The 19,399-nt window shown below is 68.7% G+C and carries 17 protein-coding genes; 5 read left to right on the top strand and 12 right to left on the bottom strand.

Going from position 1 to position 19,399, the window contains the following annotated elements; translation table 11 throughout:
* Genes OG984_RS26735 through OG984_RS26720 form a run of 4 tightly spaced genes read right to left on the bottom strand, consistent with a single transcriptional unit; the run spans position 1 to position 4,347 of the window.
* Positions 1-894 (bottom strand): short-chain dehydrogenase/reductase, encoded by an 894-nt coding sequence (locus tag OG984_RS26735; protein WP_328529124.1) that lies wholly within the window; start codon positions 892-894, stop codon positions 1-3.
* Positions 891-2,378, bottom strand: coding sequence for a flavin-containing monooxygenase (locus OG984_RS26730; protein ID WP_328529123.1), 1,488 nt, complete (start codon positions 2,376-2,378; stop codon positions 891-893). The genes OG984_RS26735 and OG984_RS26730 overlap by 4 nt, the downstream gene beginning before the upstream one ends.
* 14 nt (positions 2,379-2,392) lie before the next feature.
* The gene (locus tag OG984_RS26725; protein ID WP_328529122.1) at positions 2,393-3,460 is read right to left on the bottom strand and encodes a PDR/VanB family oxidoreductase; all 1,068 of its coding nucleotides are present in this window, start codon (positions 3,458-3,460) and stop codon (positions 2,393-2,395) included.
* Positions 3,460-4,347, bottom strand: coding sequence for a metal-dependent hydrolase (locus OG984_RS26720; RefSeq protein WP_328529121.1), 888 nt, complete (start codon positions 4,345-4,347; stop codon positions 3,460-3,462). Before OG984_RS26720 ends, OG984_RS26725 begins: the two co-directional genes overlap by 1 nt.
* 83 nt (positions 4,348-4,430) lie before the next feature.
* Between OG984_RS26720 and OG984_RS26715 the strand changes: the two genes are divergently transcribed.
* The gene (locus OG984_RS26715; RefSeq protein ID WP_328529120.1) at positions 4,431-5,087 is read left to right on the top strand and encodes a TetR/AcrR family transcriptional regulator; all 657 of its coding nucleotides are present in this window, start codon (positions 4,431-4,433) and stop codon (positions 5,085-5,087) included.
* Here OG984_RS26715 and OG984_RS26710 read toward each other — a convergent pair.
* The 5 genes from OG984_RS26710 to OG984_RS26690 are packed head-to-tail and all read right to left on the bottom strand — an operon-like array spanning position 5,075 to position 12,731.
* Complete coding sequence (locus tag OG984_RS26710) at positions 5,075-6,541, bottom strand: aldehyde dehydrogenase family protein (protein WP_328529119.1); 1,467 nt, start codon at positions 6,539-6,541, stop codon at positions 5,075-5,077. The genes OG984_RS26715 and OG984_RS26710 overlap by 13 nt on opposite strands.
* Positions 6,541-8,070, bottom strand: a complete 1,530-nt coding sequence (locus tag OG984_RS26705) for an acyl-CoA synthetase (protein ID WP_328529118.1) — start codon at positions 8,068-8,070, stop codon at positions 6,541-6,543. The genes OG984_RS26710 and OG984_RS26705 overlap by 1 nt, the downstream gene beginning before the upstream one ends.
* 45 nt (positions 8,071-8,115) lie before the next feature.
* Positions 8,116-10,296 carry a 3-hydroxyacyl-CoA dehydrogenase NAD-binding domain-containing protein gene (locus OG984_RS26700; protein WP_328529117.1) on the bottom strand — a complete coding sequence of 727 codons (2,181 nt, stop codon included), beginning with the start codon at positions 10,294-10,296 and terminating at the stop codon, positions 8,116-8,118.
* A gap of 35 nt (positions 10,297-10,331) precedes the next feature.
* Entirely contained in the window at positions 10,332-11,543 is a 1,212-nt protein-coding gene (locus OG984_RS26695) for an acetyl-CoA C-acetyltransferase (protein WP_328529116.1), read from the bottom strand.
* 60 nt (positions 11,544-11,603) lie between these two features.
* Positions 11,604-12,731 carry an acyl-CoA dehydrogenase family protein gene (locus OG984_RS26690; RefSeq protein WP_328529115.1) on the bottom strand — a complete coding sequence of 376 codons (1,128 nt, stop codon included), beginning with the start codon at positions 12,729-12,731 and terminating at the stop codon, positions 11,604-11,606.
* An 87-nt stretch (positions 12,732-12,818) separates the two neighbouring features.
* Between OG984_RS26690 and OG984_RS26685 the strand changes: the two genes are divergently transcribed.
* Both OG984_RS26685 and OG984_RS26680 read left to right on the top strand, forming a co-directional pair.
* The gene (locus OG984_RS26685; protein ID WP_328529114.1) at positions 12,819-13,691 is read left to right on the top strand and encodes an enoyl-CoA hydratase-related protein; all 873 of its coding nucleotides are present in this window, start codon (positions 12,819-12,821) and stop codon (positions 13,689-13,691) included.
* Entirely contained in the window at positions 13,688-14,305 is a 618-nt protein-coding gene (locus OG984_RS26680; protein WP_328529113.1) for a TetR/AcrR family transcriptional regulator, read from the top strand. Before OG984_RS26685 ends, OG984_RS26680 begins: the two co-directional genes overlap by 4 nt.
* Before the next feature lie 460 nt (positions 14,306-14,765).
* Here the strand turns inward: OG984_RS26680 and OG984_RS26675 are convergent, their stop codons facing one another.
* The gene (locus OG984_RS26675) at positions 14,766-16,619 is read right to left on the bottom strand and encodes a YhgE/Pip domain-containing protein (RefSeq protein ID WP_328529112.1); all 1,854 of its coding nucleotides are present in this window, start codon (positions 16,617-16,619) and stop codon (positions 14,766-14,768) included.
* Positions 16,616-17,269 carry an ATP-binding cassette domain-containing protein gene (locus tag OG984_RS26670; RefSeq protein WP_328529111.1) on the bottom strand — a complete coding sequence of 218 codons (654 nt, stop codon included), beginning with the start codon at positions 17,267-17,269 and terminating at the stop codon, positions 16,616-16,618. Before OG984_RS26670 ends, OG984_RS26675 begins: the two co-directional genes overlap by 4 nt.
* A 175-nt stretch (positions 17,270-17,444) precedes the next feature.
* On the opposite strand from OG984_RS26670, the gene OG984_RS26665 reads away from it, so the two are divergent.
* Both OG984_RS26665 and OG984_RS26660 read left to right on the top strand, forming a co-directional pair.
* Positions 17,445-17,858, top strand: a complete 414-nt coding sequence (locus OG984_RS26665) for a hypothetical protein (RefSeq protein ID WP_328529110.1) — start codon at positions 17,445-17,447, stop codon at positions 17,856-17,858.
* A gap of 91 nt (positions 17,859-17,949) precedes the next feature.
* Entirely contained in the window at positions 17,950-18,609 is a 660-nt protein-coding gene (locus tag OG984_RS26660; RefSeq protein WP_328529109.1) for a hypothetical protein, read from the top strand.
* A gap of 51 nt (positions 18,610-18,660) precedes the next feature.
* On the opposite strand, the gene OG984_RS26655 is transcribed toward OG984_RS26660, so the two are convergent.
* A complete protein-coding gene (locus OG984_RS26655) occupies positions 18,661-19,098 on the bottom strand; it encodes an SRPBCC family protein (protein WP_328529108.1) in 438 nt (145 codons plus the stop codon).
* Positions 19,099-19,399 lie beyond the last annotated feature (301 nt).

Raw genomic sequence — 19,399 nt, 5'->3', positions numbered from 1 at the left:
CTACCTCTGAACGTTGTCGGGTTTCAGCGGGTCGCCCGGGGGGCGACGGGTCTCGAGCTCACGGACCAGGTCGTGCACGCGCCGGTCTCGGACGAGCACCTGGTCCATGCCCGGGTTGAGCACCCCGCGCAGCATCGAGTAGGGCAACCAGCGTCTGGGTGCGTAGGTCGCGCCGGCCCGAGAAGCGATGCCATCGGCGATCGACGTCGCCGCGGCCTCGGCGGAGATGCGGTGGTTGAGCGGCCAGCCGAGCAGCTCGTCGAGCTTGCGGCCGGTCGGGTCGTCGTCGAGGGTCGCGGTGGCCAACGGCGTCTCGACGAAGCCGAAGTAGGCCACCCCGGCCGACGCACCGTGCGGGGCCAGCTCGATCTTCAGCGCACGCCCGATCTGCTCGGCCGCGGCCTTGCTCGACATGTAGGCGACCCCGCCGACGCCCGGTGAGAACGCTGCACAGGAGGCGACCACGACAACATGCCCCTGACGGGCGATGACCTCGGGGAGGGCCGGTTGCACGGTGTTGAGCACGCCGGTCTGGTTGATCGCCACGACGCGGTCGTAGTCGGCGAGGTCCATCGTGGTGATGGTCGCCGGGGCGGGAGTGACGCCTGCGTTGGCGACCACGAGATCCAAGCGGCCGTGCTGATCGATCGCCTCTGCGACGACCTCGGACATCCGCGTCCGGTCTGTGACGTCGGCGACGTGGACACTGACGCGTCTGGGACCGACGGTGGCACGGACGAGCTCGAGGCCGGTCGGGTTCACGTCGACCAGCGCTACCCAGGCGCCCCGCTCGTGCAGCAGGCGCGCGAGCGCACGCCCGATGCCGGACCCGGCGCCGGTGACCAGCGCGACCCGGTCACGTACGTCGAACCTGCTGGTTGCCGGGCGCTTCATGCGTCGGCTCCTATCGGCGCGGCTTGCCGGTCCCGCACGACGTAGTCGGCGAGGTCGACCTTGCGGGTCCGGGCCCGGAAGCTCGCCGAGAAGCCCGGGTAGTGGGTGAAGTTCCGGCCCGAGGGGCTGAGGTAGTAGCTCTGGCAGCCACCTGCCACGAACACGGACCTGCGCAGCCCGCGATCGACCCACGAGACGAACCGCTCTTGCGCGGTCGCGGAGGGCTCCAGGCTGATCAGGTCGTGCTCGTCGATCGCGCGCAGCGCTTCCAGGATGTAGTGCACCTGCGCCTCAATGGTGATCACCGCCGAGGTGTAGACGCCGGAGTTGGGGCCGAGGATCAGGAACAGGTTCGGGAAGCCGTGCACCGCGGTGCCCAGGTAGGCCGACATCTCCCCCTTCCGCCACACATCGCCCAGGCGTACTCCGTCGCGGCCGTGCATCAGGTCGAAGGCCGGGTGATCGACCATCTTGAATCCGGTGCCGAGGATGATCGTGTCGAGCTCGTGCTGACGCCCGTCGGCGGTGATGATGCCGCGCTCGTTGATCTCGACGATGCCGTCGCTGACGACGTCGGTGTTGTCGGCAGTCAGCGCCGGGTAGTAGGCGTTGGAGAAGGTGGGCCGCTTGCACCCGACGGCGTAGGACGGGGTGAGCCGGGCGCGGAGCTCTGGGTCGGCGACCTGCTTGCGGAGCAGGCCACGACCGAGCGCCTCGAGCGGCTTCTGCAGCAACGGCTCGTGGATGAACCCGGGCACCATCGCCTCGAAGGCGAGCTCCCAGGTCTTCCGAGCGGCCGCCTGGGCACGAGGAAAGCGACTGTAGAGCGCCCGGACACCATCGCCGACCGGACGGTCCGGGTGAGGCAGGATCCAGGTGGGCGTGCGCTGGAAGACGGTCAGGTGGGCGACCTGTGGCTGGATGCGGGGGATGAACTGCACCGCCGAGGCGCCGGTCCCGATCACTCCGACGCGCTCGCCGGCCAGGTCGTGGTCGTGCTCCCATCCCTGGGAGTGGAAGACAGTCCCCGCGAACGTGTCCAGGCCAGGCAGGTCCGGCACCGAGGGCGCGCTGAACGGTCCGACCGCGCCGACGAGCACCGTGGCGGTCAGGTTGCCCTCGGTTGTCGAGACGTTCCACCGGCCGGCCAGATCGTCCCAGGACGCATCCGTGACCTCGGTGTCGAACCGGATGTGTGGCAGGACACCGAAGTCCACGGCGCACCGGTGCAGGTAGGCCTGGATCTCCTCCTGGAGCGGGTAGAGCCGGCTCCAGTCGGGGTTGGGGGCGAACGAGAAGGAGTAGATCAGCGACGGCACGTCGCACTGGGCCCCCGGGTAGGTGTTGACCTGCCAGGTGCCACCGACCTCACCGGCCTTCTCGAGCACGACGAAGTCGTCGATCCCCTCCTGCTTGAGCCTGATCGCCGTGCAGAGACCGCCGAAGCCGGCCCCGATCACGGCAACATGTAGATGCTGGTTCATGACAGTCCTCCGGATCACAGGTCGATGGTGAGCGCGTCACCCTCGGCGCGCGAGACGCAGATGAGCATCTCCGTCTCGCGCTCTGCAGGCCGCAACTTGGTGTCGCGGTGCTCGACGGTGCCCTCGAGCACCCGGTGCTTGCAGCTGCCGCAGAAGCCCTGCTGGCAGGAGTAGCGCACCCCCGGGACGGCCCGGCGGATCGCTGCGAGCGCGGACTCGTCGGCGTCGACAGGCACGGTCACGCCGGTCCGGGCGAGGCGTACGGTGAAGGGGCGGCCGCCCACGACAGGCGGCGCCGAGAACCGCTCGGAGTGGAGCGAGCTGGTCGTGCTCAGCGACGGCTGGAGCGCGCGGGCGGCGTCGATCAACGGCGTCGGGCCGCACAGGTAGATCGCCGCGCCGGGTTCGGCGAGCGCAAGCAGCTCGGCCGCATCGGGCACACCGAAGTCGGTGTCGGGTCGCACCTCCAGCCGGCCGCCGGGCACGTCCCGCAGCTCGTCGAGGAACGGCATCGTCGCGAGCGAGCGGCCGAGGTAGACCAACCGCCAGCGGGCACCTCGACGCGAGGCCTCCCGCACCATCGGCAGGATCGGGGTGATGCCGATGCCGCCGGCGACGAAGAGGTAGTCGTCGACGTCGACGAAGGGGAAGGCATTGCGCGGACCTCTCACCCTGATGCGGTCACCGACCCGCACCCGGTCGTGTATCTCCACGGAGCCGCCGCCACCGTCGGAGATCCGGCGGACCGCGATGCGATAACGGCTGCGATCTGCAGGGTCGCCGCACAGGGAGTACTGCCGCTGGGCGCCCGAGGGCAGGAACACGTCCAGGTGCGCGCCCGGCCGCCAGCGCGGTAGCGCGTCGCCGTCGGGGTGGCGCAGGGTGAGGCTGACGACGTCGTCGGCCTCCTCGGTTCGCTCGTCGACGACGACATCGAGGTCGTAGCCGACCCGGCGGACCGGGTTGGCGCGGGACAGGTAAGGCGCGGCGGGACCGGCTGCGAAGACGGTCGAGTACGCCCGCGCGCCGCGCGCCAGCGCGCGGAGCCCGCGCGAGGGTTCGTGAGCCGTGATGGTGGTCATCAGTGTCCGTTCGCGGCCGGAGACTGCGCCAGGTAGCGCACGGCCTTGTCGATCGGGCCCATCTGCGAGGGGTGGAAACCAGGCCGCAGATACTGCGGAATCTCCCGGAAGAGGAACCGCACACCCGGCATGAGGCCACGGCGGACGCCTAGGAAGAAGGCCAGCGGCCAGGGCATCCGGCGCCGGGAGGTCGTCGGATCGTTGGCGTACATCCAGCTCGAGATGTAGAGCCACAGCACGAGCAGCCCGAAGGCGGCCAGAACTGCGGTTCGGACCCGGCGCGCGTAGCTGCCGTCGATGTGCTGGAAGACGTCGTAGGCGACGTTGCGGTGCTCCATCTCCTCGGCGCCGTGCCAGCGGAGCAGGTCCAGCATCGTCGGGTCGACCCCGATTTCGTCGAAGGTCTTGTTGTCCAGCAACCACTCCCCCACCGTGGCGGTGAAGTGCTCGGCGGCGGCGTAGATGCCGAGGCGCTCCTTGAACCAGGCATCGCCGGCACGGCCGGTGAGGCCGTGGTCGCCGAAGACCTGGTCCATCAGGAACTCCATCATCCGCATGATCTTCGGAATGTCGAAGCCGTTCCGCTCCAGATGGATGCGGAAGGACTCGTGCGAGCTGGCGTGCGTCTCTTCCTGGCCGATGAACCCGACCAGTTCCTCCTGCAGCCGCGGGTCCGTGATCTCGGGCAGCGCCCGGCCCAGCACATCGGCCATCGCACGCTCACCTTCGGGGAGCACCAGGTGCATGACGTTCCAGAAGTGGGTGGCGTACGGGTGCCCGGGGATGTACTCGGTCGGCACGTCGGTCCAGTCGAAGTGGACCTCACGGGCATGGATCGCCAAAGCCTCGTCCTGATACGCCGCTGAGTCGGTGTGTAGATCGGTCATCGATCCTCCTTGGCTTGTGATGGCCGCCACTGTAACAATGCAACACTGGTTGTTGCAATGTTCAGTTGGCGTAGGCTGGACCCATGAAGGACATGCTGAGCCGAGCAGCGAGCGCGCTGGCCGAGTCCGGGGGCCCCTCGCCTCGGGCTCCCGAGATCGAGCGGATCCTGGACGCGGGGCTGGAGCTCTTCGTCGAGCACGGCATCAAGCGCACGACGATCGGCGACATCGCCCGGGTGGCCGGCATCGATCGGGTGACGGTCTATCGCCGTGTGGGAGGCAAGGATGCCGTGATCCACGCGGTGGTCACCCGAGAGGCGACCGCGCTCTTCGAGCTCGTCGCGAACGAGGCTCGATCAGGCCGCACGATCGATGAGCGCGTCGAGCTGGCCTTCACGTCGATGATGGAGCAGATCCGTGGACACTCGCTGCTGGCGCGGATGCTCAAGACCGAGCCCGAGACCGTGCTGACGCAGCTGACCACCGAGGGGACGCTGCTGGTCACCGGGGCCACGTTGGCCACCATGCGATTCTTCCAGGAGGCCGTCGACGACGGCCTCCTGGACAGTGCGGAGGGGATGGAGCCGAGCGCCGAGCTCCTGGTGCGGGTCGTGCACTCCTACCTGCTGACACCCCAGGCGTTGATCGATCTGACCACTCCCCAGCAGCTACGCGCCTTCGCTCGGACGCACATCGTCCCGATGGTGCTGATGGGCACCCGAACGCCTCAGCGTCCGTGACGGACGCTCAGCACCTTCTTCATCAGTGGCAGTACATGTCCGGCCCGGCGCAGTGAGATGAGCTCGAAGCCGGGCAGGGCGAACCGCTGGCGCACGACCGCCCTCGGCCGCGCGAACTCACGCAGTCCGTCGGCGCCGTGGACCCGGCCGAACCCGCTGTCGCCGACACCGCCCATCGGGACCGCACCCATCCCGGCGAAGGCGATCACCGAGTTGATGGTGACCTGACCGGCACGGAGTCGGCTCGCGAGCTCGTCGCCGCGGCTGCGAGAGAACACCGCCGCGCTCAGCGCGTAGTCGTGGTCGTTGGCGAGTCGGATCCCTTCGTCGACGTCGACGACACGTTTGACCGTCACGGTGGGCCCGAACGTCTCCTCCCGCACCGCGATCGCGTCCTCGTCGAGGTCGGTGATGACGATGGGCGAGATGAACCGCTCGCCGACCGACTCAGGACCACCCATGAGGAAGGTGGCACCTCGCGCCACGGCGTCCTCGACATGACGACGGACGATATCGACCTGTGCCGGCATCGTCATCGGACCGTAGGCGGCGCCCTCGCCCGAGCCGGGCCGCACGCCGTCGAGCTCGGCGAGCAGCCGAGTGCAGAACTCGTCGGCGACCTCGTCGACGACGTAGACGCGTTCGACGCCGACGCAGGTCTGTCCCGAGTTGGTGAAGGCACCCCACGCGACCGCGCGGGCGGCCGCGGCGACATCGGCATCGGCAGCCACCACGACCGGGTCCTTGCCGCCGCACTCGAGCACGACCGGAGTGAGGGTCTGCGCGCACTGTGCCATGACCTGGCGGCCCGTGCGACTCGACCCGGTGAAGGCGATCTTGTCGACACCGGCGCTGCACAGCGCGGCACCGGTCTCGCCGAAACCGGTCACCACGGAGAGCACGCCGGCCGGCGCCTGCGGGTTGGCGGCGGCGAACGCCTCGACGTACCAGCGGCTGACCGCAGGGGTGAGCTCGCTCGGCTTGACCACGACGGTGTTACCGGCTGCGAGCGCGAACGCGACGGCGCTGTTGGGGGCGTACAGCGGATAGTTCCAGGGCCCGATGACGCCGACCACTCCGAGAGGGTCGTAGTCCACGCGAGCGGTGTAGTTGGCGAACAGGGGACCAGGGTTGACGCGTTGGGACGCGAGCACCTTTCCGGCGTTCTTCTCCGCCCAGAGGATGTGCTCCACGGCGAGTACGACCTCGAGCACGGCGTCGTCGATCGGCTTGCCGTTCTCGAGGTGGATCAGCTCGGCGATCTCCACGACGTGGCGCCACATCCAGGTGCGCCATCGGGCCAGATGAGCCGCCCGTCCCTTGAACCCCTGCGCGCGCCACCACGCAGCAGCCGACCGCGCGCCGGCGACGATCTCGCGGACCTCGCCCTCCGCCATCACAGGAAACTCGGCGACCGCGGCGCCGTCGGCCGGACGTACGCTCAGCAGGCTCATCAAGCACCGGCCGCGTGGGTCTTGCGCAGATCACGCTTGAGAATCTTCCCAGCCCCGTTGACGGGCAGTTCCTCGAGGAACTCGATGCTCCGCGGCACCTTGTAGTTGGCGATGAGCTCCTTGCAGTGCTGCTGCAGGTCCTCCGCGGTGAAGGTGGCATCAGGAGCCCGCACGACGTACGCGTGGACGGTCTCGCCCCACTGCTCGCTGGGCACTCCGATGACGGCCGACATCAGCACGCCGGGGAACTTCGAGAGCGCGGTCTCCACCTCGGCGGAGTAGACGTTCTCTCCGCCGGTGACGATCATGTCCTTGAGCCGGTCGACCACGAAGACGTAGCCGTTGTCGTCGATGTAGCCACCGTCGCCGGTGTGCATCCAGCCGTCACGCAGGACCGCCGCGGTCTCCTTCGGCTTGTTCAGGTAGCCGAGCATCACGTTGGCACCGAAGACGCAGATCTCGCCGACGGTGCCGTTCGGGACCGGGTTGCCGTCCGGGTCGCAGATGCGCACCTCGGTGTGGGGCACCGCGCGTCCGGCCGAGGTGAGCAGGCCGTCGACATGATCGTCGGGGCCGAGCAGGGTGGCCACCGGAGCGAGCTCGGTCATGCCGTAGGCCTGCGTCAGCTTCAGGTGCGGCAGCAGCGCCTGCGTACGTCGCAGAACGCCCTCGGAGATGACGGAACCGCCGTACATCAGGCGACCCAGCGAGGACAGGTCGTAGTCCTTGGCCTCGGGGTGGTCGACGGTCATCTGGATCATCGTCGGCACCATCAGCACGTCGGTGACGCGGTGCTTCTGGATGGTCTCCAGGACGTTCTTCGGCTCGAAGAACGGGATCGTGACGTGGGTGCACCCGAGCATGTTGGCGCCCAGGTTGCCGGCCAGGTCGGCGAGGTGGAACATCGGGGCAGCATGCAGATAGGTCGACTTCCGGTCCAGCAGGTAGCCGCTGGCGACCGCTCCCAGCGCCGAGGTGAGGAGGTTGCGGTGGGAGAGCATCACGCCCTTGGGGAACCCGGTGGTGCCGCCGGTGTAGAAGATCCCGGCCAGCTGGTCGCCGGAACGGCGTACGTCGGCGACCGGCTCGTTGTCGACGATCAGCTGCTCGTAGGAGACCATCCCCTCCGGTGTGGTCCCGTCACCGCAGTGGACCAGGGCCTCGAGCGCCGCGCACCTGGCCTTGATCACCGGCGCCATGGCGGCGAACGCGTCATCGACGAGCAGCACCGCGGTGCTGGAGTCGTTGAGGGCGTAGACGATCTCTTCCGCGCTCCACCGGATGTTGATCGGGTTGAGGACCGCGTCCGCCCACGGGACGGCGGAGTAGTACTCCACGAATCGGTCGCTGTTCAGCGACAGGATCGCGACGACGTCCCCTTCGGCGACACCGAGCCCCTTGAGGCCGGCGGCCAGACGTGCCACCCGGTCCCCTTGCTCGGCGAAGGTGCGGGTGCGATCGCCGTTGATCGTGGCGACCTTGTTCGGCGCGGCCTGGACGGCGCGGTGCAATCCCTGGGTGAGATACATGTCTGACTCCTGCGTACGGGTTCTGAAGGGGCGGATCAGCGCCGGCTAATCAGCCGGGGTCATTTCGAAGGACTCGCCTGCCTCGGCCTTGGCGACCAGTGAGTCCGGCGGGGTGAACTGCGGACCGTAGGCGGCCGCAAGCTCACGGGCGCGCGCCACGAAGCCGGCGAGACCGCCCTCGTAGCCGTTCATGTACTGCACGACGCCGCCGGTCCAGCCGGGGAAGCCGATGCCCAGGATCGAGCCGACGTTGGCATCCTCGACCGTCCGCAGCACACCCTCGTCGAAGCACTTGACCGTCTCGATGGACTCGGCGAAGAGCATCCGCTCCTTCATGTCCTCGAACGGGATCTCCTTGCTGCCCGCGCCGAAGTGCTCGGCCAGTCCGGGCCACAGGCCCGTGGCCCGTCCGTCCTCGTAGTCGTAGAAGCCACCGCCGCCTGCGCGGCCGGTGCGATCGAACTCCTCGAGCATGCGGTCGATGACGTCGTAGGCCGGGTGGTGGAAGTAGAGGTGGCCCTTGCCGTCGGTCTCCAGACCGCTCTGGGTCGCCTTCTGGATCTTGCTCATCGTCGAGAAGTTGAGCTCGTCGGAGAGCTTCAGCGGCGCGGCCGGGTAGCCCGCCTGAAGACCGGCCTGCTCGATCGAGGCCGCCGAGATGCCCTCGGCGACCATGGCGTGGGCCTCGTTGAGGAAGGTGCCGATCACGCGGCTGGTGAAGAACCCGCGGCTGTCGTTGACGACGATCGGGGTCTTCTGGATCTGCTGGGCGATGTCGAAGGCCTTGGCCAGGGTCTCGTCGCTGGTCTTGTCACCGGCGATGATCTCCAGCAGCGGCATCTTGTCGACCGGGCTGAAGAAGTGCAGGCCGATGAAGTCCTCCGGCTTCTGCACGCCGTCGGCCAGGCCCGTGATCGGCAGCGAGGAGGTGTTGGAACCGAGGACGGCGCCGTCGGCAACGTACGGCTCGATCTCCTGGAACACCTGGTGCTTGAGCTCGACGCTCTCGAAGACCGCCTCGATCACCAGGTCGCAGCCGGTGAGCGCGCTCGGGTCGGCAGCCGGGACGATCCGGGCCAGGAGCGCATCAGCCTGCTCTTGAGTCATCTTGTTGCGGGAGACGGCCTTGTCGACGAGGTTCTTGGAGTAGCCCTTGCCACGCTCGGCGTTCTCGATCGACACGTCCTTGAGGACGACCTCCATCCCCGCCTTGGCACACACGAACGCGATCGCCGCGCCCATCATGCCGGCGCCCAGCACACCGGCCTTGGTGGCGACGAACCTCTCATAGCCGTCGGGGCGGCTGCCGCCTGCTGCGATGTGCTGCATGTCGAAGAAGAAGGCCTTGATCATGTTCTTCGAGACCTGACCGGTGACGAGTTCGACGAGGTAACGGGACTCGATGTCCAAGGCGGTGTCGAAGTCGACCTGCGCACCCTCGACGGCGGCCGCGAGGATCGCCCGGGGTGCGGGGTAGTTGGCGCCCTTGAGCTGCTTGCGGACGTTCGCCGGGAAGGACGGCAGGTTGGCCGCGAGCGCCGGGGTTGCGGGGGTACCGCCGGGGATCTTGTGGCCCTTGACGTCCCAGGGCTGGACCGGTTCGGGGTTGGCCACGATCCACGCCTTGGCGGCGGCGAGCAGCTCCTCGGGAGCGACGACCTCGTCGACCAGGCCGACCTCGAGAGCCTGGGCCGGCCGGTAGCGCTGGCCCTGGCCGAGCACCTTCATGACCGCGTCGATGATGCCGAGCATGCGTACGGTGCGTACGACGCCACCACCGCCGGGCAACAGTCCGAGTCCGACCTCGGGCAGGCCGATCTGGGAGCCCTTGACGTCGGCGGCGATGCGGTGGTGCGTGGCGAGCGCGATCTCGAGCCCGCCGCCGAGTGCCGCACCGTTGATCGCTGAGACGACGGGCTTGCCCAGTGTCTCGAGCGTACGGAGCTGGGCCTTGATGTCGGTGACCAGATCGAACACCCGCTGGGCGTCCTCCGGGCCGGCTGCACTGAGGTCGTTGAGGTCACCGCCGGCGAAGAAGGTCTTCTTCGCCGAGGTGAGCACGACCCCGGCCACCTCGTCCTTCTCGGCCACCAGGCGCGCGACGGTGGCGCGCAGCGACTCGATGAAGATCGCGTTCATCGTGTTGGCGGACTGGGTCGGGTCATCCATCGTCAGCGTGACGATGCCGTCGGCGTCCTGCTCCCAGCCGATCATGTTCGCACTCATGGGTTTCCTTTGCGTGTGTCGGAAGATGGCGGCGCTCAGACGCGCTCGATGATGGTGGCGACGCCCATGCCGCCGCCGATGCACAAGGTGACGACGGCGCGACGGCCACCGGTCCGCTCCAGCTCGTCGACCATGGTGCCGAGGATCATGGCGCCGGTCGCGCCGAGCGGGTGGCCCATCGCGATGGCGCCGCCGTTGACGTTGAGCACCTCGTCGGGGATGTCGAAGTCCTTCTGCCACTTCAGGGCCACCGAGGCGAACGCCTCGTTGATCTCCCACAGGTCGATGTCGTCCGCGGTCAGGCCGGCGGTCGCCAGCACCTTGTGCGTGGCCGGGGTCGGGCCGGTCAGCATGATGGTGGAGTCGGCACCGGAGGTCGCGGTCGCGACGATCCTGGCGCGAGGACGCAGACCGAGGTCCTTGCCGATCTGCTCCGAACCGACGAGCACCAGCGCGGCGCCGTCGACGATGCCGGAGCTGTTGGCGGCGGTGTGGACATGGTTGATCCGCTCCACGGTGTGGAACTTCTGCAGCGCCACCGCGTCGAACCCACCGAGATCGCCCATCGTCTCGAACGACGGCTTGAGCTTCCCGAGGGACTCGACGGTCGACTCGGGGCGCATGTGCTCGTCACGGTCGAGGAGGAGCAGGCCGTTCTGGTCGTGCACCGGCACGATCGAGCCCGTGAATCGGCCCTCCTCCCAGGCGCGGGCGGCCCGCTGCTGGGAGCGTACGGCGTAGGTGTCCACGTCCTCACGGCTGAAGCCCTCGATGGTCGCGATCAGGTCGGCTCCGATGCCCTGTGGCACGAAGTAGGTGTCGTAGTTGGTGGCCGGGTCCATCGCCCAGGCGCCGCCGTCCGACCCGATCGGCACGCGCGACATCACCTCGACACCACCGGCGAGCACCAGCGAGTCCCAGCCGGAGACGACTTTCTGGGCTGCGGTGTTGACGGCCTCGAGTCCAGAGCCGCAGAAGCGGTTGATCTGCAGACCGCCCACGGTGTCGGGCAGGCCCGCGGCCAGCGCCGCGGTCTTCGGGATGACCGAGCCCTGGTCGCCGATCGGGGAGACGACGCCGGCGACGAAGTCGTCGATCGCGTCGGTGTCCAGGCCGGGGTTGCGCTTGCGCAGCTCGTCGATCAGGTCGACGAGCAGCGTGACCGGCTTGACGCCGTGCAGCGAGCCGTTGCGGCCGCGGCCGCGCGGGGTGCGGATATGGTCGTAGATGAATGCGTCGGTGCTCACAGCGAGCGGTCCTTTCGAGACGGGGTCGTCGGTGACGTACGTCGGTGACGGGTGGGCGGGTCAGAGGGAGCGCGCGATGAGCTCCTTCATCACCTCGTTGGCACCCGCGAGAATGCGCAGCACCCGGACATCGGTGTAGATGCGGGCGATCGGAAACTCGTTGATGTAGCCGTAGCCGCCGAACAGCTGCAAGCAGCGGTCGGCCACCTCGGTGGCGCGGTCGGAGATCCAGTACTTCGCCATCGAGGCCTCGGAGGCGTCGAGCTCGCCACGAAGATGCTTCTCGATGCACTGGTCGAGGAACGCACGGTTCACCCGGGCGATGGTGGCGCACTCGGCGAGCTCGAAGCGGGTGTTCTGCAGGGCCAGCAGGGGCTTGCCGAAGGCGTGCCGGTCCTTGGTGTAGTCGACCGCGAGCCGGACGGTGCGCTCGATCTGGGCCTGCGCCAGGATCGCGGTGATCAACCGCTCCTGCGGGAGCTGCTCCATCATCTGGTAGAAGCCCTTGCCCTCCTCGGGACCGAGGAGGTGCGACTGCGGGACGCGGAAGTCGTCGAAGAAGAGCTCGGCGGTGTCCTGATCCTTCTGGCCCATCTTGTCCAGCACCCTGCCGCGGGTGAAGCCTTCGGGGTCGTCGGCGACCTCGGCCACGATCAGCGAGATCCCGGCCGCCCCCGGCTCGTCACTCGTGCGGGCCGCGATCACCAGCAGTCCGCAGACGTGCCCGTTCGAGATGAACGTCTTGGACCCGTTGATCACGTAGTCATCGCCGTCCTTGACCGCGCGGGTGCTGATGGCCTGCAGGTCGGAGCCGGTGCCCGGCTCGGTCATCGCGATGGAGAGCACCCACTCGCCGCTGGCGACCTTCGGCAACCAGCGACGCTTCTGCTCCTCCGTCGCGTATGCCGCGATGTAGTGCGCCACGATCCCGACCGACACGGCGAATCCCATCGAGGTGTCGCCCGCGGCGACCTGCTCCTCGATCAGGACGGTCTCGTGCGCGAAGGAGCCTCCTCCCCCTCCGTACGTCTCGGGCAGCGACATGCCGACCAGACCGAGCTCGCCGGCCTTCAGGTAGGCCTCGGGACTCGCGTGGCCTTGGGCAAGGTGCTCCTCAGCGCGCGGCAGCACTTCCTTGGCGAAGTACGTCGCCGCCAGCTCACGCAACGCATGAAGGTCTTCCGTCATCCAGGATCGAGTAGTTGTTGGCACAGCGCCAATAGTGCACTACTGTTGGCAGCCGGTCAACAAGCAATCCGGAACAGAGGTCATCTCATGGACACGAGCACCGTCACCGACTACTCCGACATCACGTACGAGGTCTCCGAGCGGATCGCCACCATCACGCTCAACCGGCCCCAGGCCAGGAATGGCTACACGCTCGCCATGGCGGACGACCTCAACGCCGCCCTCGACCGCGCCGACCGTGACGAGGACGTCCGGGTGGTCGTGCTCACCGGAGCGGGCAGCGACTTCTGCGTCGGTGCCGACCTGTCCGGCGGCGGCTTCGACGTCAACGAGGCGGTCGACGACGTCAGCGCCTGGCAGGAACCAGCGGGACGATGCTCCCGGCGCGTCTTCGAGATGAACAAGCCGGTGATCGCGGCGATGCGCGGCGCCGCGATCGGCGCCGGACTGACGATCACGTTGGCGTGTGACTTCCGGCTCGGCTCCACGGATTCGAAGTTCGGGTTCGTCTTCGGCCGCCGTGGCATCTTCCCGGAAGGAGGTTCCGCCTGGCACCTCCCCCGCCTGGTCGGGATGACCAAGGCGCAGGACTGGATGACCAGCGGGCGCGTCTTCTTCGCCGAAGAGGCCCAGGCAGCCGGCCTGCTGACCTCCACTCACGCGCCGACCGACGTCCTCGATGCGGCGTACGAGCTCGCCCGCGACATCCGGGACAACACCGCGCCGGTCTCGGTCGCCGTGATCCGGCAGATGCTCAACCATCTGAGCGGACAGCCGACTCCATACCTGGCCCATGAGGTGGATTCCCGGCTCATCGCGGGCCTGCCGACCAGTGCAGATGCGGTCGAGGGGGTGATGTCGTTCCTGGAGAAGCGTCCGCCCGCTTTCCCGACGACGGTCGCGGAGGGACTGCCCTCGTGGCTGCCGTGGGCGCGACCGATGGAAGACTCGACCCCATGAGCACCGCCGAAGAGCCCAGGTGGAGACGCCTCGGTCCGGACCAGCGACGCGAAGAGATCCTTGCGTCCGCCAAGAATCTCTTCGCCGAGCGACCCTACGGCGAGGTGTCCACGGCCGAGATCGCGCGAGCGGCAGGGGTCGCCCGCGGGCTGCTCAACCACTACTTCGGCACGAAACGCGAGCTCTACCTCGAGGTCGTACGCGAGGCCGCCACCGTTCCCGCGATCGCCGTCACCCAGCTGCCCGATGGCACCCTCGAAGAGCGCATCGACGCCGCGGTCACGTGGTTCCTCGACTCACTCGCCGAGCAAGGGGCGAGTTGGATCAGCGCGACCGGGGCGATGGGCGTCGGCAGGGATCCCGAGCTGGAGAAGATCCTGCTCAAGGCCGAGAACGACTCGGTCGACCGCGTGCTCGAGGCGGTCGGCCTGGCTGATGACACTCGTCACCGGTCCGAGCTGCGGGCGATGGTCAGGGCCTACGGCCAGCTCGCCAGGTCCGCCGGACGCGACTGGTTGCTGAAGGGTGTTCTCACCCGCGCCCAGGCGCACAGCCTGCTGCGTCACTGCCTACTGACGATCGTGAAGGACGTCCTTCCTGACGCCATAGGGTGAGCGACCACCGTGTCGGCTCTCGGTCCCTCTAGCGCATTGCCCGGCGGGGCAGGTCGGCACACAGACCCGGATCCATCAGAACAACGCCGCGTCGTTTCCGACGTCATCGTCCAACCGCGGCTTCGGGCCGCCGCAGTCGACCAGGTCGATCCAGGTCGATCCAGGTCGATGTCGGAGTCGAAGCGCGCCGCCGCCCTGCGGGCGACGGTCACGTCGGGAGTATCACCGCACATACCGGATCAGGAGCACCGTCGCCCGAACATCCGGACGTCCCGGTCCGTCCGCCCTACGCTCGCCCGATGACCCGTGTCCAGCGGTGGGAGCACGGTACGACGTCGCCCTCATCGGTCTGCCGGTGCTGCGCGCGCTGCGTATCCTCCGTGTCCTTGCCTTCGCGACCTGGTTCATCCAGCATGCACAGGCCGAGCCTGCCGCATAGTGGCCGTGCGGCGTACTGAGGTCAGAGGACGATCTCGGGCCTGACCCGTTTGGGCGTCCAGACCCGCTGCCGGCGGGCGCCGTAGGCGGTCAGCAGCAGGGCGCCGACGAGGAAGGCGGCCAGGACCAGGACGTCGGAGACCACCCGGCCGGACAGGCCGCCGTACATCAGCTGCCGCAGGCCGTCGACGGCATAGCTCATCGGCAGTACGTGGTGAAGCGGGTGCAACGGCTCAGGGATCGTCTGCCAGGGGAACGTCCCGCCGGCGGTGACGAGCTGGACCACCATCAGGACGAGACCGAGGAACTGGCCCGGCGCCCCGAGGAGCGCGTTGAGCATGTGCACGATCGCGATGAAGGTCGCGGAGGTGAGCAGCAGGAAGCCCAAGGTGCCCAGCCAGTTCACCGGGGTGATGTCGACGGCGAGACCGACGACCACGAGCACGACGACCATCTGCGCGGCGCCGATGAGCGCCGGGGTGAGCCAGCCACCGAGGGCGATCCGCAACGGCGTCTGGTTGGCGGCCAGTGCGCGGGTCGAGATCGGCCGGACGAGCAGGAAGAGGACGTACCCGCCGATCCAGGCTCCCAGGGCGAGGAAGAACGGCGCCAGCCCGGCGCCGTAGGAGGACGCCTTGGCCTCGGAGACGGAGTCGATCGCGACCGGGTCGGCGATCGTCGAGGCGATCTGGTCACGGAGCTCTTCGTCGGTCGCCGGCGCCTGCGCGACGCCGTCCTGCAGCCCCTTCTTCAGGTCACCGGCGCCGGTGGCGAGCTTTGCGGCGCCGTCACGCAGCTCGGTCGCCCCGGTGCGCAGCCGACCGGCTCCGTCGGCAGCCTGGGAGATCCCGGCGACCAGATCCGGCATCGCCGAGGCCAGCTGCTCGTTGCCGTCGGCGACCTGGTCGGCACCGGCAGCCAGCTCGTCGAGCCGACCGGAGACGTCCCCGACGCGCTGGTCGACGCGGTCGAGCGGGGCGGATCCACGGTCGTAGATCGCCAGCACGTCGGCTCGCTGCTGCTCGTCCAGGCCCTGCGCCTCGAGGCGGGCGTCGAGGTCTGCCCGATTCGCCTCGTAGGCGGCGACCGCGTCGTCGACAGCCGTCGCCGCACGCTGCCCGGTGGCGGCGATCTCGCCGTTGGCGTCGGCGACCTTCCGGGCGCCGGTGGCGAGCTCACGGGTCTTGGCGGGCACGTCGGTGACCTTGCCCTCGATGGTGTTCAGACCGTCCTCGAGCTCGCCCGCTCCGGTGGCCAGCTTCCCGGCGCCGTCGCGGAGCGAGACCGCGCCCTTCTCCAGCTTCGCGGCGCCGTCGGCGGCCTTGACCAGCCCCGAGCGGAGGTCAGAGATGCCGAGCAGGAAGTTGGCCGCCGCCTGCTCGGAGACCTCGCTGGCGATGGCGTCGCGGACCTTGTCGGTGACGTTGGTCGCGATCGTCGTGGACAGGTAGGAGTTGGCGTCGTTGGTGATGACCTGGATCTGCGCCTGCTTCGGGTCGAGCCGCTCCGCGCCGGTCAGCGTCCGGGAGAACCCCTCTGGGATGCGCAGGGCGAAGTAGTAGTCGCCCTCGCGGATGTCCGCCTCCGCCTCGGCCGCCGAGGTCTCGGACCAGTCGAAGTCGCCGGACTTCAGGAGCTTGTCGGCGACATCACGACCGGCCTCGATCTCGGTGCCGTCGGTCGTGGTGGCGCCGGTGTCCTCGACGATCAGCGCCGCCGGGAGCTCGTCGAAGTGAGCGTACGGATCGTGGTTGGCGTAGAGGTAGAGCCCGGCGTAGAGCGTGGGCACGACCACCAGCGCGACGATGACGAGCTTCGCCAGCCGGCCGGCCGTGATCCGGCGCAGCTCGGTCAGAGCGATACGCAGCGAGTTCATGCTTCCTCCGTCGGGCCGATGGTGAACGTACGCACTCCGCTCGGGATCACCGCCGCGCGACTGGCGGTGACCAGGACGCCGGGCCGCTGCCCGGCCCCGGCGATGTCGTAGGCGATGTCGAGCCAGTCCCCGACGGGCAGGCCGAGCCGCTCGGGGTAGGTGAGGACGAGGAAGCGGGTGCCGGGCCGCAGCGACGCCATCCGCCCGAGGATCTCCAGCCGTGGTCTCGGCGGGACGGCCTCCGTGGTGATGTCGGTCGCGAGGTCGTACTCCCCCAGCCATCGGTCGATCGCCGCGGCGCTCGGCCTGTGCTTCGCCATCGCGAGCTCCTCGCCGAGGATCGTACGGAACGGCACCATCTCGTCCGGCTCGGAGACACCCGGCACGTCGACGAGCGCCACCGCGCCCTGCAGGACCCGAGGCGAGGCGTCGCCGTCCATCTCGACCCTGCCCGCATCGAGCCGCAGCCGCCCGGCCAGCGCCAGTGCCAGCGACGTGTGGCCACCTCCCGGCGGGCCGACAGCCACCACGACCTCTCCCTCGCGCAGCGTCAACGACGTGGTCGGAAGCAGATCCCGGGCCCCCTGCCGAGCACGTACGCCGGTGGCCCGCAGCGTCGTGGTCTCCTCTTCGACCGCGTCTTCGCTCATGGTCGAACCCTGTCACCAAATGCAGCCGACGACGGTCAGACACAGCGATCCGGACGGATACGGGCGCTGCGCGCTGGTCACGTGCCTGACCGACGATGTGATACTCGTCGCATTCTCGGCCCCGGGAGCCCTCCGTTGGGCCATTCGCCACCTTGTCCGCCTAGGGTGCCGGACCATGATCTCGATCAGGGGGCCACGCGGCGCGCTGCTGCTCGCGACCCTTTTCGGGGTCGTCTTCGCGGTCTTCACGCTGCATGGGCTCACCTCCCACGAGCAGGCCCACAGCGAGCACGCTGCCGCCGTGCTGGCGATGGACACGGCGGCACACGACCATGTCGGTACGGGTCACGGGCTCGACAGCGAGACACCGGAAAGCCCCGCCCCCTCGCCAGATCATGACGGCGGGGCCGGTGACCTGTGCCTGGCTCTGTTGTGCCTCCTGGCAGCACTGATCGTCCTCGCGCTCCGACGCGGCAGCCCACGTCGCGTTCTCTGCGTCGTACTCCGGTGGGCCGAGTCGCGAACCTTCTCATCGGGCCGCACCGCTGACCCACCCTGTCTCCACCGTCTTTCGATCCTGCGCTGCTGAGCGACCGACCCAGCGTCACGCCGACCATGCCTGGTGCCGGCGCGGTGCTGCCTGCTCTCACAACCCAGAACCGAAAGGACCCATTCAGACCATGACCACCGTTCTCGATCCCGACGTGCAGCAGAACACACCCTCGAAGGCGCACCGGCGGGCGTTCGACAAACAGTCCCTGCCTGCGCGATACAGCGGTCAGATGCTCTACTTCATGGGCGCCGCCCTGATCGCCGGCGCCGTCGTCCATTACCCGGTCAACCCGTCGTTGTACACGATCATCTGCGCAGTGGGTGCGTTCGTGTTCCTGCTCGGCACGCTCGTCAACGAGTTCTTCCTAGCCGACGAGCGCCCCGCTCTCAGCCAGGCGCTGCCGCTCGTGACCTTCTCGCTGCTGCTCTCCTTCGGCGTCGGTCTCGTCGGTGGTGGCATCCAGCACTTCGAGCAGTTCCCCGAGCGCAGCGCCCTGATGACGCCGATCGGTCTGCTCATGTCGTACGCCGCGTTCGTCGCCAAGGACTCCAAGGGCCGGTGGCACCATCTGATCAGCCCGTTCGCCGCAGTCGTCGTCCTCATCGCCGCTCTCGCCTGGCTGGGGATGACTGCCCTGGCCGGCACCATCGCCTCCGACGGCCACAGCCACGATCACAGCCCGAGCGAGACGCCTGTGGAGCCGACCGACCCGGCCGTCGATCAGGAGAGGCCGTCCGAGGCACCCGTCGACCCGGCTGACGACGGCCACTCCTCGCACACCCACTGACCGTAGGCGCAGGGGTCCGCCCGGATCATCACGGGACGGGCCCCTGCGCCGTCAGCCCTCGAGGATCTCCTTGAGCCTGGCCAGGTCTTTCGTCGTCGCGCGCCGCATCGCTCGCTCCATCACCGGCCCGGCGATACGGGCGAAGCCGGAGGGGTTGCCGCGGTTGCGCAGCGTCATCCGGGTGCCATCTCCGTCATCCGGCTCCCACGTGTAGGTCGTCTCCATCGGGAACGGTCCGTCCGCCGTACGCATCACCAGCCGCTCCCCCGGCTCCCACTCGACCACCTCGTAGGTGTAGGCCAGCCGGCGACCGAGGAACTGGGCCACGAAGTCCATCCGCGACCCCACCCGCATCGGCGGCTCGGTGCGCCACTCGACGGAGCGGATGTTGGCGTACCAGGTCGGGGCATGGCCCGGGTCGCCGGCGTACGCGGACACCTCGGCCGGCGAACGCCTGATCGTCGTCTCCACCATCACGTCCACGCTCATGGCCCCATCGTCCCCCAGGATCGGGTGATCGCCCGACGCGCTCGCGCTCCGGTCTATCCGCAAGAGCGCTGACCCGGAGAATGCGGATCGTCTGCCGCCGCACACTCAGTCGGTGCCTCGTACCGGCGCAGGGTGGACCTGTTGGCGCAGCAGGTGGACATCTGCAGCCTATGTCCGGTCGGTTGCGCTTCGGCGAGTGGCGATGACCAGACCGGCAGCCCACCCAGGCGCTCGCCCATGGGCGGGCAGCTCGATGGCGCTGGTGTCGTGGCCGCTGGCGGCGAGCAGCCGCCGAGATCAA

Source organism: Nocardioides sp. NBC_00368 (assembly GCF_036090055.1).
Lineage (GTDB): Bacteria > Actinomycetota > Actinomycetes > Propionibacteriales > Nocardioidaceae > Nocardioides.
Note: the sequence above shows the minus strand (reverse complement) of the source record. Positions and strands in the feature narration are given on the sequence as shown.

Coding starts and splice junctions, on each gene's coding strand:
- OG984_RS26735 (WP_328529124.1), bottom strand. CDS start 894: ATGAAGCGCCCGGCAACCAGCAGGTTCGACGTACGTGACCGGGTCGCG.
- OG984_RS26730 (WP_328529123.1), bottom strand. CDS start 2,378: ATGAACCAGCATCTACATGTTGCCGTGATCGGGGCCGGCTTCGGCGGT.
- OG984_RS26725 (WP_328529122.1), bottom strand. CDS start 3,460: ATGACCACCATCACGGCTCACGAACCCTCGCGCGGGCTCCGCGCGCTG.
- OG984_RS26720 (WP_328529121.1), bottom strand. CDS start 4,347: ATGACCGATCTACACACCGACTCAGCGGCGTATCAGGACGAGGCTTTG.
- OG984_RS26715 (WP_328529120.1), top strand. CDS start 4,431: ATGAAGGACATGCTGAGCCGAGCAGCGAGCGCGCTGGCCGAGTCCGGG.
- OG984_RS26710 (WP_328529119.1), bottom strand. CDS start 6,541: ATGAGCCTGCTGAGCGTACGTCCGGCCGACGGCGCCGCGGTCGCCGAG.
- OG984_RS26705 (WP_328529118.1), bottom strand. CDS start 8,070: ATGTATCTCACCCAGGGATTGCACCGCGCCGTCCAGGCCGCGCCGAAC.
- OG984_RS26700 (WP_328529117.1), bottom strand. CDS start 10,296: ATGAGTGCGAACATGATCGGCTGGGAGCAGGACGCCGACGGCATCGTC.
- OG984_RS26690 (WP_328529115.1), bottom strand. CDS start 12,731: ATGACGGAAGACCTTCATGCGTTGCGTGAGCTGGCGGCGACGTACTTC.
- OG984_RS26685 (WP_328529114.1), top strand. CDS start 12,819: ATGGACACGAGCACCGTCACCGACTACTCCGACATCACGTACGAGGTC.
- OG984_RS26680 (WP_328529113.1), top strand. CDS start 13,688: ATGAGCACCGCCGAAGAGCCCAGGTGGAGACGCCTCGGTCCGGACCAG.
- OG984_RS26675 (WP_328529112.1), bottom strand. CDS start 16,619: ATGAACTCGCTGCGTATCGCTCTGACCGAGCTGCGCCGGATCACGGCC.
- OG984_RS26670 (WP_328529111.1), bottom strand. CDS start 17,269: ATGAGCGAAGACGCGGTCGAAGAGGAGACCACGACGCTGCGGGCCACC.
- OG984_RS26665 (WP_328529110.1), top strand. CDS start 17,445: ATGATCTCGATCAGGGGGCCACGCGGCGCGCTGCTGCTCGCGACCCTT.
- OG984_RS26660 (WP_328529109.1), top strand. CDS start 17,950: ATGACCACCGTTCTCGATCCCGACGTGCAGCAGAACACACCCTCGAAG.
- OG984_RS26655 (WP_328529108.1), bottom strand. CDS start 19,098: ATGAGCGTGGACGTGATGGTGGAGACGACGATCAGGCGTTCGCCGGCC.